General features: G+C 34.0%; 16 protein-coding genes and 1 pseudogene. 7 read left to right on the plus strand and 10 right to left on the minus strand.

Annotated features, from left to right (window positions below):
- Window positions 1-619: 619 nt before the first annotated feature.
- The 3 genes from O0550_RS22240 to O0550_RS22250 all read right to left on the minus strand — a co-directional run bounded on the left by O0550_RS22240 (window position 620) and on the right by O0550_RS22250 (window position 2,170).
- On the minus strand, window positions 620-1,291 hold the full coding sequence (locus O0550_RS22240) for a hypothetical protein (protein WP_258427238.1): 672 nt from the start codon (window positions 1,289-1,291) through the stop codon (window positions 620-622).
- 161 nt (window positions 1,292-1,452) lie between these two features.
- Window positions 1,453-1,641, minus strand: coding sequence for a hypothetical protein (locus O0550_RS22245; RefSeq protein ID WP_258427239.1), 189 nt, complete (start codon window positions 1,639-1,641; stop codon window positions 1,453-1,455).
- A gap of 208 nt (window positions 1,642-1,849) precedes the next feature.
- Window positions 1,850-2,170: a hypothetical protein gene (locus O0550_RS22250; protein WP_258427240.1), complete on the minus strand. Its 321-nt coding sequence runs from the start codon at window positions 2,168-2,170 to the stop codon at window positions 1,850-1,852.
- Window positions 2,171-2,307: 137 nt separating this feature from the next.
- Between O0550_RS22250 and O0550_RS22255 the strand changes: the two genes are divergently transcribed.
- Together O0550_RS22255 and O0550_RS22260 are read left to right on the plus strand one after the other, a co-directional pair.
- Entirely contained in the window at window positions 2,308-3,204 is an 897-nt protein-coding gene (locus tag O0550_RS22255; protein WP_258427241.1) for a hypothetical protein, read from the plus strand.
- A 25-nt stretch (window positions 3,205-3,229) separates the two neighbouring features.
- Window positions 3,230-3,703, plus strand: coding sequence for a hypothetical protein (locus tag O0550_RS22260; RefSeq protein ID WP_258427242.1), 474 nt, complete (start codon window positions 3,230-3,232; stop codon window positions 3,701-3,703).
- 93 nt (window positions 3,704-3,796) lie between these two features.
- On the opposite strand, the gene O0550_RS22265 is transcribed toward O0550_RS22260, so the two are convergent.
- Window positions 3,797-4,963, minus strand: coding sequence for a flagellin N-terminal helical domain-containing protein (locus O0550_RS22265; RefSeq protein ID WP_258427243.1), 1,167 nt, complete (start codon window positions 4,961-4,963; stop codon window positions 3,797-3,799).
- Between the two features lie 293 nt (window positions 4,964-5,256).
- Here O0550_RS22265 and O0550_RS22270 point away from each other — a divergent pair, with 293 nt between their 5' ends.
- The 4 genes from O0550_RS22270 to O0550_RS22285 all read left to right on the plus strand — a co-directional run bounded on the left by O0550_RS22270 (window position 5,257) and on the right by O0550_RS22285 (window position 9,693).
- A complete protein-coding gene (locus tag O0550_RS22270; protein WP_258427244.1) occupies window positions 5,257-5,856 on the plus strand; it encodes a hypothetical protein in 600 nt (199 codons plus the stop codon).
- Window positions 5,857-6,519, plus strand: a complete 663-nt coding sequence (locus O0550_RS22275) for a hypothetical protein (RefSeq protein ID WP_258427245.1) — start codon at window positions 5,857-5,859, stop codon at window positions 6,517-6,519.
- Between the two features lie 11 nt (window positions 6,520-6,530).
- The gene (locus tag O0550_RS22280) at window positions 6,531-7,961 is read left to right on the plus strand and encodes an RCC1 domain-containing protein (RefSeq protein ID WP_258427246.1); all 1,431 of its coding nucleotides are present in this window, start codon (window positions 6,531-6,533) and stop codon (window positions 7,959-7,961) included.
- A 460-nt stretch (window positions 7,962-8,421) separates the two neighbouring features.
- Entirely contained in the window at window positions 8,422-9,693 is a 1,272-nt protein-coding gene (locus tag O0550_RS22285; RefSeq protein WP_258427247.1) for a DNRLRE domain-containing protein, read from the plus strand.
- 532 nt (window positions 9,694-10,225) lie between these two features.
- Here the strand turns inward: O0550_RS22285 and O0550_RS22290 are convergent.
- The 3 genes from O0550_RS22290 to O0550_RS22300 form a co-directional block, all read right to left on the minus strand.
- Window positions 10,226-10,465 (minus strand): hypothetical protein, encoded by a 240-nt coding sequence (locus tag O0550_RS22290; RefSeq protein WP_003344663.1) that lies wholly within the window; start codon window positions 10,463-10,465, stop codon window positions 10,226-10,228.
- An 80-nt stretch (window positions 10,466-10,545) separates the two neighbouring features.
- Window positions 10,546-11,265 carry a hypothetical protein gene (locus O0550_RS22295; protein WP_003344665.1) on the minus strand — a complete coding sequence of 240 codons (720 nt, stop codon included), beginning with the start codon at window positions 11,263-11,265 and terminating at the stop codon, window positions 10,546-10,548.
- A gap of 220 nt (window positions 11,266-11,485) precedes the next feature.
- Window positions 11,486-12,148 carry a polymorphic toxin type 44 domain-containing protein gene (locus tag O0550_RS22300; protein WP_003344667.1) on the minus strand — a complete coding sequence of 221 codons (663 nt, stop codon included), beginning with the start codon at window positions 12,146-12,148 and terminating at the stop codon, window positions 11,486-11,488.
- Window positions 12,149-12,224: 76 nt separating this feature from the next.
- Here O0550_RS22300 and O0550_RS22305 point away from each other — a divergent pair, with 76 nt between their 5' ends.
- Window positions 12,225-12,578, plus strand: a complete 354-nt coding sequence (locus tag O0550_RS22305; RefSeq protein ID WP_003344669.1) for a DUF5412 family protein — start codon at window positions 12,225-12,227, stop codon at window positions 12,576-12,578.
- A gap of 331 nt (window positions 12,579-12,909) precedes the next feature.
- On the opposite strand, the gene O0550_RS22310 is transcribed toward O0550_RS22305, so the two are convergent.
- From O0550_RS22310 to O0550_RS22320, 3 genes and pseudogenes are all read right to left on the minus strand, one after another.
- On the minus strand, window positions 12,910-13,083 hold the full coding sequence (locus O0550_RS22310) for an aspartyl-phosphate phosphatase Spo0E family protein (RefSeq protein ID WP_003344670.1): 174 nt from the start codon (window positions 13,081-13,083) through the stop codon (window positions 12,910-12,912).
- A gap of 271 nt (window positions 13,084-13,354) precedes the next feature.
- The gene (locus O0550_RS22315) at window positions 13,355-13,480 is read right to left on the minus strand and encodes a hypothetical protein (protein WP_003344672.1); all 126 of its coding nucleotides are present in this window, start codon (window positions 13,478-13,480) and stop codon (window positions 13,355-13,357) included.
- A 16-nt stretch (window positions 13,481-13,496) separates the two neighbouring features.
- A pseudogene (locus O0550_RS22320) lies at window positions 13,497-14,785 on the minus strand (helix-turn-helix domain-containing protein).
- Window positions 14,786-15,026 lie beyond the last annotated feature (241 nt).

The raw sequence follows: 15,026 nt of genomic DNA on the forward strand, positions 1-15,026 counted from the left end.
ATTATGAATCTGCAAAGCTTGCGCTTTTTACATATATAGAAGGTTGGTATAACCGAACCCGAATACATGGTAGTCTAGGCTACAAAACACCTCAAGAAGTAGAAGACTTGCAAAGAAAAGCATCCTAATACTTAACTTAATTGTGTCCAAGATATTGACTCAAATCCAGTTATTTAAAAAATAAGGAAAATATGTTATTATGTTGTAAAGTGGTTAAGGGAGGGGTTTACGTGTATTTGCGACTGATGCAAAAGCTAACCATTTTCATTATAGTCTTTTTTGCAGTAATAATACTTGTCGGTTTGTTACTTCCAAAGGGAGCTATAATCACTCAAATTATTATGACTGTAATTTTATTTATGCTAGTAGCATATTTATTTTATTATAAGAGAAAAAAGGCTAGATAATATAACCTAGCCTTTTTTGATACTACAGTTCATTTTTCCCACCGTAAGTACTTCCCTTAATACCCTCTTCTCTTAGTCTTGTGTATACTGCGCAGTAGTCATTGTTTCCTTCAGAGAAGTTTCTTACTTTCCCCAAAGCTCTTTCATCAACAGTTAGTACCGTACAGCTTAATTGTTTATAGCGTAGCTTGTAGTATTATCATAACTATAAATTAATCTAAGTCAATTATATCACTAATGAAATAATTATCCTTTTCTTTAACAAGACTGAATTGAATCTTTACCATATCCTTTTGTTTTTCTTTGAAATCAAAGTAATCGTATCCAAAGCCTTCAAACAAAACACTTGTATTTGATTCACTCTTCTTTTGAATATTTACCTTTAAGTCTTCCTGAATACCTTGTAAGGTTCTTGGGAATCGTTCAGTCTCAATGGACTCATAAGTCCCATCATCTTTCTTTTTAAAGTAAAAAGAAAAGATATCTTCTGCTTTAGAGGTGGTATAGTATTTCTTTAATGCTGATACAATAACGTCTTTAGAATCGTTATCAATGAACTGTCTTGAGCCAGTTAGCCGTATAAATTCGTCTGTCCATGTTTGGAGATTATCAAACCAGATCCATTTAGATATATCTCCTTTGCTGGCTAAGATTTCATCGTTCAATACAGGAGGGGCAGATTTTTCTATAAGAGATACTATAAAAGTTGTGTTTTGTTTTGTAAGTAAATCATCCCTTTGGACAGGCGTATTATTCGTTGTTTCAACTTTATTTGGAGAACAAGCTGAAATTGAAATGATGGCAAAGATAGAAACCAGTAAGGAAAGGTAAGCTTTTGTCATCTTCAAACTCTCCATTCTGTATTTATTTTCCCTTTTATACATAAGAATCCCCCTTATTATAAAGGGGGATAAAGAAATTGTAAATTTATCCCAATATCATACCTGATTCTGTATGTCTCAGATTTCATTTGTACGAGAAAACGTCCGAATCTCCCACGTATTCGGACGTTTCACATAATGATTTCTTAGTTTAAGAGAAAAAGCTATTCCTCTTTATCTTTGTATATTTTAGATAATAGGATAGAAACAACGATACCTACTACTAAAACAATTAAGAAACGAATAAACTCGGTAATAAACCAATTATTAGCTATATTCATTTCTTTTGTAACTTGCAAAGTAGCATATATAGAAAAAATAGTTAGAATGAACTTTAAAGTCTTTAGGTTCATTTTATCTCCTTTCTGTTTTTAAATTAGAGCGTACACGATACCTTGTGCAATAATCCCGCAAGACTTTGCAACCCATCCCCAAACATATGGTTCCAAAGCTTTCGTTACAGTTTCTTTTACTTCTTCTAATGGCCCCATTAAAATATAGGTGTTCCAAATTCCAATCCACATGTCTTCGGACATTTTTTCTTTAACTATGTCTGGGAATTTAGTATATATTTTTTTTGGTAGCTCCTTTTTTACATAAGACTTTCCAAAATATTTCATCAGCTTTGTTTTCAAGAGAAACAAAACCCTGTGCTTCAAGTTGTGTAGGCTCTTTTACTACTACTCTTGGTGCAGTTTCTAAAATTTCCTTAGCTGTTTCTTGGATGATCTTATCCATTTCTTGTTGTGACATTGGAGTTTGGTAAGAAACTGATTGTGACACTTTTTCTTGGGCAAACGCGCTGGTCGCTGGAGCTATAGCAGTCCCTAGAAAGCCAACAGTAGATAAAATTGCAATTCCTTTAATAATCTTTTTGTTCATCATAAAGTATCTTTTACTAATATTTTCAATAAAGGTATATTTTTACATTTAAACCTACATACATTCCTTATTCTCGATCAATGTAATTGCCTATAAGGAATAACTGAATCACGGCTTTATTTTGTTATACAATACAAATGATTCAATATCCTGCATCACGTATCTATGCTCACAATCCCAATAGTGATGTAGTAGAAAATTTACAACATATTATCGATACAGCTCTCATTAAGATAATTGAAGTCGGAGATTCTATTGAGAAAGCTCTTGATGCTGCCCGAAATGCTAACATGGCTGCCGAAGGAGCTTTTTTTGCTACCAGTCGTGCTAATCAGGTAACTGAAATGGCATTGTCAGCCTCAGATAAAGCAATTAAAGCTAGTAATAATGCTGATGAAAAAGCGGATTTAGCCTATAAAGCTGCTATGACTACTCGCTTAATCTGGTTAAAGCCAGTTGATAAATATGACGATATTGCTTTAGCCTACCCTAATCCTGAAATCGGTTCTACAACAATGGTTTTGAGTACAGGTAGTCGCTATCGTTTTGAAGGTGATGGAATTTGGAAAGAGATTGATAACTATACCCGTGGCTCTATCCCATTAGCAAGCGAAAAAATAGATGGTCTTATGTCTTCAGACGATTTTAATTTAATGCATAATAAACTTCAATACAGATCAATTCATTTTGTTATTCCTACAATTACAATGGATGGAGTTCAAAAGGTTATTACTTCTGTACCTTTCGATTGCAAGATTAAATCTATTAAAGCAATATGCAATAAGCCTTCCAGTGCCTCCCCTACTCATATATTTATTGAAAAAATATCAGGTAATAGTTTTGGTACGCATAGCGAATGGGAGAAAATAACCGATTCACCTATTCAATTTAAAGCAGATCACTATTCCGCTTTTATTCCTCCTTTATTGATAAGCGAGATAAAAAAAGACGATGTATTACGTTTAATTGTAGAGGTTGATAAATTTGATCCCCTACAGGAAGGGATTTCAATACAAATTGATGTTGTTTTATAAAATATTTTAATGGAGGTTTACATATATGGCAGAACCATTAATTAACTGGTATTCACAGGACAATACACTAGATTTAGCTGCTAATGGCGGTCGGAAGATAGGAACTATTAATGCAGGAGATACTTCTCCACAGTTAGGAGTGCTACTTTGGAATAACAGAGGTGGCACATCTGCTGTTTCAGATATGAATGATTGTACTCTTACTACAGTAGATACTCAGGGTGGTTCTAATAGTCCAGTTGTTACGGGTAAATGGGTTTCTACTAAAGTAGTATCCATGTCCGAAGTTAATTTCACTGCAATTGGCGGTAATCAATCAACTAAAAAAATCAAGGCGAGCGGTCAGGAGGATGGTACTATTGCTGGAGCTGTAAACGATGGAACTAAAGAGAATTCAAAAGCGAATTTTGCTGAATTTATTCTTCAAGCCACTCCCCCATTAAATGCCCCTGCTGGTAATTTTAATTTTAATATTCGAGTTTCTTATACGTTCACCTAATAAAAAAGATATTTTATTTGATTGGTTGGGATACAGAAAAGACCCAACTCTTTAGTCAGGTCTTTTCTCATTTCTAATTATTCTAATGTTAAATTAACGAAGTAATTGAAGTACGCCTTGAGGCTGTTGGTTAGCTTGTGCAAGCATTGCTTGAGCTGCTTGAGTAAGAATGTTATTTTTTGTGAAGTCCATCATTTCTTTCGCCATATCAACGTCACGGATACGGGATTCTGCAGCTGTTAGGTTCTCTGCAGTTGCTCCCAAGTTGTTGATAGTGTGTTCTAGACGGTTTTGGTTTGCACCTAGTTTAGAGCGCTCTTCGGATACTTTGTTAAGAGCGTTGTTGATGGTTGTGATTGCTTTGTCTGCTGCTTTTTGTGTGGAGATGTTAACACCTCTTGTATTATCTACCTCACTCGCCACTGCAATAGTGTCTTTGGTAGGAGCAGTTTTACCAGTTAGCGCTTTTGTGCTTAAATCCACACCAGCTTTTGCTGTAGCATCGATCCCTGCTTCCTTAAGTGCGTTCAAAACATCTGCTTTTGTTGCATTGATGTCACCTACGACACCACCGGTTCCTTCTTTTTGTGCTAGTGTAACAGTTACATTCCCATCTTTATCCACCTTGGCAGTTGTTTTGTCTACTTCTGGTTTATCTGCACCATTGATAGAATATGTGATTTCAAATTTATCGCCTTTATTATTGACAATAATATCCCCACCAAGAACATTGGATTCTTTTTTCAATCCATTTACACCAAGCTTCTCATTACTCATATCATTAATGCTCAGCTTAATATTTTGTCCTTGGTTAGCACCGATATGGAATGTTTTGTTTTCAAAAGATCCATCCAATACTTTTTGGTTGTTGAATTCTGTGTCTGTAGAAATACGGTTGATTTCTTTAGACAATTCATCAACCTCTGCTTGAAGCTTTTGACGGTCAACACCTTCATTAGTGTCAGAAGATGCTTGAACGGCTAGTTCGCGCATACGTTGTAGGATGCTGTGTGTTTCAGTTAATGCACCCTCTGCTGTTTGGATCAAGGAAATACCATCTTGCGCATTTTTAGAAGCCATTTCTAGACCGCGGATTTGGCCACGCATTTTTTCGGAGATTGCTAGACCTGCTGCGTCATCACCTGCACGGTTGATGCGAAGACCAGAAGACAATTTCTCTAGGTTTTTACCAGATGCTCCAGTGTTTACACCTAGTTGACGGTGTGTGTTTAGTGCTGATACGTTGTGATTGATTCTCATGATTCCTACCTCCGTGTTTTTACTTCTTGAAACATCCATTTGTTCAAGATGATATTGTGTTGCTTTATTTTGAAATAAAGTTATTTCAAAATGACAACTGCTTCTGTCTCCCAATCGGTTAATAGTAGTGGCTACCCTTAGCATGGATGACCCAGATAAAAACCAAGATTTAGGTGACTATTATTAGTATCGGATTCTACCATAGAAAACTTTATAGCTTTATAAAACAAAGATTGAGAGTTAATATTTCTTCTTTTAGTTTACATTTATAAATTTATTTGGAGGTCAATACAATGTTATCTCACATTAATCTCTACTCCCCTGTGCCACAAAGGGAGTTCATTTGGTTGGCAGAATACATAGATGGTACTCATCTATCAGAATTTGATTTTAGTACAAAACAAGAAAATAATTTTTACTCGATAGACAAAAAAACTGTTGTTCGTTTTGGATTAATCGGTCATGGACATAAGCTTTACTATGAAGTATTTGGTGGTCATCTTAAATTAGGAAATGGACAAATTGATCTTGTTTATAAGGCTGGAGATAAAGAATACTTTTTAACAGGACAAAATGAGTTTTATCAAGATTTGATCACTTTTAAACGTGCTGAAGCAGAGATAAATTTGTTAAATAACTTTGGAGAATTAAGCCCTATTATCACAGAATATGTATTTGGGTATAAGCATAAATTGAAATTTGAAGATATTTCTTTTCATATAAAAGTTTTAATTGGATTATCTGAAAAATCCCCTACTCTCACTCTTCGACTAGTTGCAGATGAAAATATTCAAGGAAGCCTTGGAATTAAGCTTAATGGGGAAATAGTAAGCGAATCGGTAGTAAACCTCATAAAAGAAACTAGTCATGAATTTAATTGGGAGATGAATTAAATGATAAAAATTGGGGAACAACTTTTAAAACCTGAAAATGGTTGGAAAAGAATTGATGATACTAATCCGAATATCCATTACCTACCAAATTCCAACTACTGGAGTTCTGATAACATCGATGAATATTACAATTCGACATATAGGTTTTCTTCTAATAATGGTGTATCTTATGCTTTTATACTCAGAGGAGATAAATTCCGTATAATTTCTAGAGTCGGTAATGACCTCTCTGAAGAGTGTCTAGTGAAGATTAACGGAAAATTCATTGATTCTTTTTCAATGTCTAGTTCCGTAACCCAGTATCAGACACTTGTATATGAAAAAAATAATTTAGGTTCAGGAGTTCATGTAATTGAAATTTTCAACAATACATCTGCAAATATTGGTCTAGATTCTATTGATGTAGGTTTTGATGGAGATATTATTCTTCCTAATTCTACTGTTAAAGCATCTGCAAATTTTAAAGAAAAAGATTTATTGATGCCAAGAAATACCAAATATGATTACGAATTTAAAATTTTACCTTCTCAGTCAATTCAAATGTCTCAAAAAAGACAGATGGTTCCCTCAGATAAAAGTCAAATAAAAACTGGGATTGTTTACAAATCAACAATTGACTTGGAAAATTGGGAAAATATTAATGCAATCAATTTTAGCTATTGAGGTGAAACAATATGAGTCTTCATTCTGGTAGTTTTACAATAAAAAATGATAATACGCTATGGTGCTATGGTGGATTTGTAGGAAATGATTCTCCTGTTAAGATAATGAATGATGTTAAATATTATAATTATAGTAACTATGGAATCTCAGTCGCTATTAAAACCGATGACTCTCTTTGGGTACAAGGATATAATAACTATGGACAATTAGGAATACCCAATGAAACATATATTACTCTCCATAAGAAGATAATGGACGATATTAAACATGTTTCAGCTCTTGAATACCATACAATGGTCATAAAGAAAGACAATACACTTTGGGGGTTTGGTAGAAATACACATGGAGAATTAGGGCATTCTACAAACTTAAAGACAAATAATGCAAATGCAACTCCCACAAAAATCATGGACGATGTACGATATGTATCGTGTGGCTCAGATCATACAAATGTTATCAAAAGAGATGGAACCCTTTGGGGTTTTGGGAACAACAGTTCAGGACAGCTAGGTAACCCCCGAAATGATAAAGGCATACCCTACCCTGTTAAACTTTTTGATGACGCTCTATTTTTGGCAGAACAACCTCCTCTTCAAGAAAAAATATTGCTTATAGATCAGGATAATATACTGACATTTAACAGAGATAAATGGGTTGTTGCTGGTAAAACACCTTATTCTGAACAAGATTTCATCCAGTATGGTGTTGAATATTTAAATGTTTATATGATAGAAGCTTTAAAGTCCTTTTCAAATATTGATATAGCTTGTTGGGTACAAGATTCTACTAACGATGAAGATTTAAATATCGTTTTATGTGGAGATTATACAGCACCATATCGTTATAAAATCGAAATGCTTGAGCCATATGTTTTATTAAAAGAATGGACTCCTATTTTAACAGGGGAGACTCATAGTACGGTTCCATTAAACTCTGATATGTTTCAACAAGCAACTAATCCATACACAATAAAAATAACTGTTGAACAACCAGATGGGACTGTAATAACTGAAGAAGGTAAGATTTTACTATATGATACTGAACCAAAGTTGTTAGTAAAATTAGAAGGAAAGAATTTAAAAATAGAAATCGGAGACAACGAGCAAGATAAAATTAAGTTTAAAGTTAATTTAAATGGTAAGCAAATTTACCCCTCTGAAGGATTTACAGACTTTCTTCCAACTCCTCATATTCAAACAATCTATCTTAACACAAAAGATATTAATATCGATTCTTCAAATATTATTGAGACAATTGCCTTTGATTCATACGGGAAAGAAAGTAGAGATGTAACTAGTTTCATTGGTGACTATATTGGTCTGATCTTCTCAGATGAAAAAGGAAAATATTACTCAACTGATGCTGGTGAAGTACTCCAATATCTTAGTTTTGGTTCTATCATTGCAGGACAAACAACCCCCTACCAGTTAAAGTTAACTTAACAAACAAAGTAGGGATAGACGTTAAGAATTTAAAAGTTGAAGTGCACGCCCCTATTATCAAACTCAAATTCAAATATCCAAAACAGAAAATCCTTTTCTTCCTGAGCAAGTACTTACCTTCGCAGATATTCAAAAGAAAGATGAGAACATATCTTTTTATGTACGGATTGTGACTAATACAGATGATATTGCTCATTCTGGTGAATTTGATATTTATGCAAAAGCTGAACCTGCCTCTGATAGTTAACTCTCAATACAATGAGAAGGTGTGATTATATTTGAACAATACGATGAAGGGGAAATTTACTGTATGGGGATTTAGACAGCCCACCATGCCTGCTTCAATAAGCATCCCCTTTTTAAATCATTTTCCAGCAGCTATTGCAATTACTCCAAAAATAAAATGACATGTCGTTTTGAAACGATTGAGCGACCATTAGAAATTCATGAGTTGACTTCCATGAAAGATAGTACAATTCGTGAAGATATCCCTACTCTTAGCTATGGCTCAGACCCTAGCATGTTAATTGGTAGGGCTAATTCAGAGCGTTTTCGTGGATTGGTTGAATTTGATTTGTCTAAACTCCCCAAAGAGAAAGAGTTAAAGCGAGCCAAGTTAAAACTATACTGTGGATACCTAGATTCACCCATTAATCTTTCTTTGTTTGAAATTCTCGATGATTGGCGCGAACATGACGCAACATGGAGTAATCAACCACCTCAAGGCAGAAAGATAGCTGAGAAGTACATTACTCATGCTGATGGATATATTGAAATTGATGTCTTTACGTTAGTTAAAGAATGGTATGAAGGTAAAACACCTAATCATGGTGTTTTTTTATTTGCAGAAGAACAAAATGAGCAGTCAACTATTCAATTACAGACCAAAGAATCATCCACTCCCCCTATATTAGAAGTAGGGTTTTATAAGCTAATTTCTAGTTTAGCTTTAGGCAAGCTGCCAGCAACTTTGTCTATTCGTGCTAACGGTGAGGACTCCCTAACAGCTTCCATCAATGTAAACAGCAAATACAAAGCAAAAGACTTAGCTGCACAGTTATCTATCTTAAGAAAATCAGTAGATACCGATTTAAGTTGCTCAATGGATGTAGTAGGCAAGAGAAGTAATGCAATGTCTGCTTTCATGTCTATTGAGAAGAAATCCAGAGAATCTATAATTTCTGCTGAACTTATTGTAAGACGATTAGAGGGCACATCATTACTAAGCTCTATGACAATTGAGAAAAAGTCACGTATGAGTCAGTTAGATGCTTCATTAACTGTACGTGTAGCTGAGCATCAACAGTTATTCTCTAATCTGAGCATTGAGAAAAAAGAACGATATAAACAGCTACGTGCAAACATTAAAGTTGCTTATGTAAAGAGTTTACCAGCTACCTTGAGTATTGAGAAAAAGGAAAGAAATCGTGATCTTGCATGTTCATTAATTGTTCGACAACGAGAAAGTGATGCACTCAGTGGCTCAGTTGTTATTCCATTAAGGAAGTTTTTCACTAGCCAAATGTTTGTTCGACATGTTAGAGATTTCCCTTGTAGTATTCAAGTTAACTCAGGATTTTTACATGCAGAAATTAAGGTTAGAGGATATCGAGATGTAAAAATTCCAGCTACTGTTACAGTAAGAGTACGAAGGATTAGTGACATACATGCGAGGATTACAGTGAGGAACCTAAAATATGATGCAGATGCTGGCTATGTATTTATTTTGTAAGGTGGAACAAAAAGAAATAGACCTCCCTTGAGCGCGTAAACTGAGGGGAGAGTCTATTCTTCGGTTAACCTGTGAGCCAACCCTTTTGAAGGGACAGTGTTTGTACAAACCGTGGGTGCTACCAACACCTGCGGTCTTTTTTGAACCCATGTTAGTATATTATCTATTGTATAATACATATTGGAAAAAATGCAATTCCAATGCTGATATTATTAGCTAAGTCTTTTGTTAGCTAGAAGTTTAGTTAGCTCTCTTAATACGTCTGTTAATTCAATCAACTGTAAATAAACCAATAAGAACAAAAGCACAGATGCAAACAAAAGAAATATTTTAAATTTCCCCATTTACTCCTCCTTGTTCCTTACTGTTTACGTTCATCGACATAAACACGCATAGAGTGCTTATACATATTTCCTTTATATATAACATTTGCTGTGAGATACTGATTTAGCTCAAACCACTTATCAGATTTAGGAGCAGAGATGGCTATTCCCGGTTGAATACTAACTGTACTATAAAAATTTAACATCATTTACAAAAATAAAAAGGTATAGCTTAATAAAATAAAAATACAAAGCATAAGAAAAGACAGGATTTTTTCGTTCCTTTTATAGTAGCTGCTCATTGCTAATAGAGCGGTTACTATTAAGAATACATTAAATAAAAAAGAATCAGACTTAATAAGAAATTGGTTCGACAAGATACCATATGAAATCCCAATTACACTAATCGCCAATAAAACCATAAGCACTACTCTGGAAATCATACTCATATTTTAGATAACTCCTTTCTGTTATTTAATTATGAAAGTAAATACCATGTCAAATTGACATGGTATTCCCTCCTAATATTTTACTCATCTTTTGATGCAACATTAAAATATGGTTTTTCAGCATAAAACCAATCTCCTACATCATTAAACTGATGATCGAACGGTTTAAAATTGAAAAGTTTAAAATAAACTGAAGTATCTTGGAAGCGATACTGATAGAGTTCTTTCCCACCCATTCCTGTTTGAACTTTTCCATTAGTTCTATATTGATTAAATTGAATATATCCATCCATTGCTTTCCCTGCTATTAGAGTGACGAAGCCAACTCCAGTAGCCCAGTCTGAAACTTTGCCAAGTATCTTTTCATATGGAATTTTAATTGCTAATTTGCTTAAAACTTTAGCTCCAGCAAAAATGCCTCCACCAATGGCTGTAGCTATTTCCCCTATGGTAGTTACCTGTTCATCTAAGTCAATTTTGAATGACATATAATAAACAGGATCATAAATACCCTTTGCCGAAACGCCTTGAGCTTTATCGTCATTTCTCAATGTTTCATCAAAAAATGGTGTTATTTTAACTTCTTTTCCATCCAGAGTAGCAGTATTGGCGGTTGTATCAATAATTAAAGTATGTTCCTCATTGCCAATTGTAACGGTTTCAACATGTATATTATTCTTATCAGATTGTTCCGTACTAATATTATTCTTTTCTGCATGGACATAGCTAGCAGGTGCTGACAGCATTAATACTGGTACTGTTAAAGCTAACACGCTATTTAAAAATTTTTTTGAGAACATACAAGAACCTCATTTCACTGTATTTTTTTAAATCAAAAAACATAGCTTCTTTTTGGTAAATACCCTTTCCAAGATGTCCTCATTTTCAATCCAAGCAGTGTGTTGCAGTAACCCCCCTAGGAGGTCTTTAATGAATTGCTGAAAAACGGCTTTATTTTGTTATACAAGGTTTTCCGTACAGCTTATTCCTATGTGACAATTACTAAGGGCAATTGAAACATTACATCCAGTTTCTTTTTTCTTTTCTTATTTCTTCAACATCTTTCTTTACTTCCTCTTCAATTGCCTTTTTTTCTTCATCCGATAAAGTTTCAACTAAACTTCTTACCGTAGGCAATGAATTATCGTCAAACATATCAATCCCGAAAATGATCCACTCTTGATCGTCTGGATCATCAAAATAAGAGTCATACCACCCTATATAAGATGTACCGGAATAAATCTGAACAGCACCAGCGGCAACCTGTAGAATCTTTTTACTGAAGCCTGCGGCTCGTCCTACAAAACCATAATGCATATTCCCAAGGTCTTCACCATACAGAAAATGGTCATCAAAATAATAGCTAGTTCTTGTTCCGTATTCTCTCTTATAATCCCATTCGCCTCTGGATTTAACTTTTGATGCAAATTTTTTGCCAGTAGCCAAAGGATACGTTCCTTGTTTTTCTTCATTCATTGCGTAATAAGCCATATACGCGGCGTTATCTCTCATTTTTTTAGCAAATTCTGTAGTGATATCTTCCGTAGGCTCTCGATATGGTTCGACTGCATTGGTAGCCCGACTTTCAGATATCAATCTGTTATCTGAATTATCAGCCATAACAGTAGTACCTAAAGAAAATACTAAAGATGTTGACAATAATGAAGCTGTAATTTTTTTCATTTTAATTCCTCACTTTACATTATATTCTATATAATAAGGTATCTACTTTCTTAGATGTTAATTAGGAGGGGTATTTGTGAACAAATGGAAGTGGGCGATTAGTATATTGCTTTTAATACTCTTAGTGATTGGAGCTTTGTTCTATCATTTCTTTTATGCAATGTATAATCTTCCAGAAGGAAAATTAATTCATACAGTAACATCACCTGATAAAAAGTACAGCGTAAATGCCTACATAGTTGAAGGTGGAGCCACAGTACCCGATTCGATCCGAGCTGAGGTTGTGACAAATAGTTCTGGGGAAAAAAACAATATCTACTGGGATTCTAAAATGGATACTGTTTCAATCAATTGGCTGGATAACAAAACAGTCATAATCAATGGACATGAACTAGATGTAACAACGGATGTTTATGATTGGAGAAGATAAAGTATTTTCTCTTCTCAATTGTTTCCACCTCGCTTTTAAAGCATTAGAGTTGTAATTGCTATATTGGAGTAGCATCTTTTTTGCCAGCATCGCCTATCTCTAATCGAAATACGAATTTTGTTTGCAGGTGATTCTTGGTCGAAGTCTGGTATTGATTCCTTTTCGTTTTCTTTAGGGATTTCATTTTCAACTAAAGGAAATGAATTGTCTCATATTAACATGTTGTAACCTCCTAGGAGGTCTTCAATGAATAGCTGAAAAACGGCTTTATAATTATTCCCCCTACTGGGCTTTGTAAAGTTTCCCGTACAGCTTCTTCATATTCGACCAACTAGTGTCTAATCTTCTCGAACATTACAATGTATTCATCTAGTTGTTGGCTCATTTGAAGTACGATTGGGTGTAAAAATGAGCCTTTTTTGTAATACAACATTTCTAATTCTTGACGGAGGAGTTCAATAAGTTTTTGTAAATCATCTTTGGATTTGAAATTTTCTGTTTTCACATTCTGTAAGCGAGTGGTAAAATGAACTTGAGTAACATTTATTGTTGCTCAAGGTGGGGGCGTTCCGATTGTCTGCAAACTAACGGGAACGCTCCTTTTAGTTATTAAGTGATTGAAAGTGACACCTCCTTTCTTCCTCCTGAGTATTATTTTACCATTCCGTTCTATATTTTACTAAAAAATCTATTAAATTGAAACGTTTTACAAATTACGACAAAAAACACACAAAAAAAAGAACGCTCATAAATAGCGCTCATAAAAATTATAAGTGTCAATAGCCCGGATCATACGCATACTGTATTATCTTAGCTTCTGCAACATGAGAGGAAGAATCAATAGAACCTATAGAAATTACCATTGCTAAAGTCATGAAAATCGTTATAATTGCCTTTTTCATCTCAATCCCTCCTATGCTAACTAATTATCTTATCCTGCGTAATTCCATTATATACCTTTTGGAGCTTATGTAGCATTTGTAAATCAAGATTTTTGTTTTTGGATATATAAAAATCAAGTATGCTTTCCATACACTGATTAATATCTTGATAAGCATTGATTTTCCCGTATGCAGACATGCTGCTAAGGTAACTATCCAATCCTTCTTCAAATAATTTAATTAAAATTTGGTAATTTGCTTTATATTGAAAATACAATCCCATCGAATAATATTTATAAGGTGTTTTTGATTCAATCTTCAAGAAGTTGTCTTCTTGTGCAATTAATTCTGCAATGGAATCAAATTTCCCCATCTCTAAATATAGTTCAAATAATTCATTAACTGCATGAATTTTTGAACCCTTGCTGATGTTTTGTAGGCACTCAAGTAACAGTGGGATGGCTGTTTCGTATTCCTTTCTTTTCGCCTTGACCATTGCTTGAGTCAATGTAGCTGATTCATTGACAAAATGATAATCAAATTTTTTATAAACAGTCAGATGCTTCTCAATTTCATCATAAAAACCTAAAAAATAGAGCGAGTTAATCATTGCTAAATATGCTCTAGCTTTTAGCTCTGTATCATTTTTTTCTAATGTAATCCCTGCTTCGGATAGTTCAATACAAGCCTTATATTTCTTTATAGCATAAGCTTGAAGAGCCATTCTGAAATATAAAATTATTTTTTTTCTTCCTCAGATAAAAAATCTACATAATGAATAACTTCTTCGCCAATCTTAAAAGACTCCTCCATAGTCTTAAAATCTTGTCTTTCAATTAGGTATTTTTGTAGGGACGATTTGGCTATGTACATGGGAATTCCGTGTACCCTTGCATATTTAATAATTGTATTGTAAAGCGACAGTCTAACTTCATTGTTTGCAGTATTATTAGCAAGACAAAAGACATGCTCTAATAGTACGTATGTTTCTTCTTTAGAATTTTCAAGGAATTTCGTTGCCACCTTAGTCATCAAAGAAGGGCTTGAGACCTCAATGCACAACTGTAATATATCATCCAAAACCTCGATTCGATGTTCTATTTCAACATAGCGTTCAATTATCTCTTCATAAGGGATTTCTAAAACATCTGCAATTGGTTTTAATGTCCGAAGCTCTGGACGTTTCGTATCTCCAGATTCAATCTTCGATAAAACCCCCTTACTAATCCCTGTCATTCTGGACACTTCTGACAAACTAATGCCTATTTCCACTCTTTTTCCCTTTATGAGTTCCCCCAATGTTGTGAAAGTTAGACTGTCAACCATGTCAATCCCCTTCCTTAATTTATAAATAAACCCATTAATCCTTTATCAACCTTAACTTAATTCTAACTTTATTGTATTTTTTTGTAAATAACAATAAAAAATATTGGATTAAATAATTTTTTTATTTTTTTAAAACAAGAAAGGCGGTTTTTTAAATTATAGATTCAAGACCTCATAAATCTACTCCTATTCGATGGAAAGGGGGCTAGTCAATATGTACAAGTTGCATATAACTCTACGT

The organism is Brevibacillus halotolerans (assembly GCF_026891775.1).
Taxonomy (GTDB): Bacteria; Bacillota; Bacilli; order Brevibacillales; family Brevibacillaceae; genus Brevibacillus_B; species Brevibacillus_B halotolerans.

Coding starts and splice junctions, on each gene's coding strand:
- O0550_RS22250 (WP_258427240.1), bottom strand. CDS start 2,170: ATGAACAAAAAGATTATTAAAGGAATTGCAATTTTATCTACTGTTGGC.
- O0550_RS22255 (WP_258427241.1), top strand. CDS start 2,308: ATGATTCAATATCCTGCATCACGTATCTATGCTCACAATCCCAATAGT.
- O0550_RS22290 (WP_003344663.1), bottom strand. CDS start 10,465: ATGAGTATGATTTCCAGAGTAGTGCTTATGGTTTTATTGGCGATTAGT.
- O0550_RS22295 (WP_003344665.1), bottom strand. CDS start 11,265: ATGTTCTCAAAAAAATTTTTAAATAGCGTGTTAGCTTTAACAGTACCA.
- O0550_RS22285 (WP_258427247.1), top strand. CDS start 8,422: ATGAAAGATAGTACAATTCGTGAAGATATCCCTACTCTTAGCTATGGC.
- O0550_RS22260 (WP_258427242.1), top strand. CDS start 3,230: ATGGCAGAACCATTAATTAACTGGTATTCACAGGACAATACACTAGAT.
- O0550_RS22315 (WP_003344672.1), bottom strand. CDS start 13,480: ATGAAAAAGGCAATTATAACGATTTTCATGACTTTAGCAATGGTAATT.
- O0550_RS22280 (WP_258427246.1), top strand. CDS start 6,531: ATGAGTCTTCATTCTGGTAGTTTTACAATAAAAAATGATAATACGCTA.
- O0550_RS22300 (WP_003344667.1), bottom strand. CDS start 12,148: ATGAAAAAAATTACAGCTTCATTATTGTCAACATCTTTAGTATTTTCT.
- O0550_RS22270 (WP_258427244.1), top strand. CDS start 5,257: ATGTTATCTCACATTAATCTCTACTCCCCTGTGCCACAAAGGGAGTTC.
- O0550_RS22245 (WP_258427239.1), bottom strand. CDS start 1,641: ATGAACCTAAAGACTTTAAAGTTCATTCTAACTATTTTTTCTATATAT.
- O0550_RS22275 (WP_258427245.1), top strand. CDS start 5,857: ATGATAAAAATTGGGGAACAACTTTTAAAACCTGAAAATGGTTGGAAA.
- O0550_RS22265 (WP_258427243.1), bottom strand. CDS start 4,963: ATGAGAATCAATCACAACGTATCAGCACTAAACACACACCGTCAACTA.
- O0550_RS22240 (WP_258427238.1), bottom strand. CDS start 1,291: ATGTATAAAAGGGAAAATAAATACAGAATGGAGAGTTTGAAGATGACA.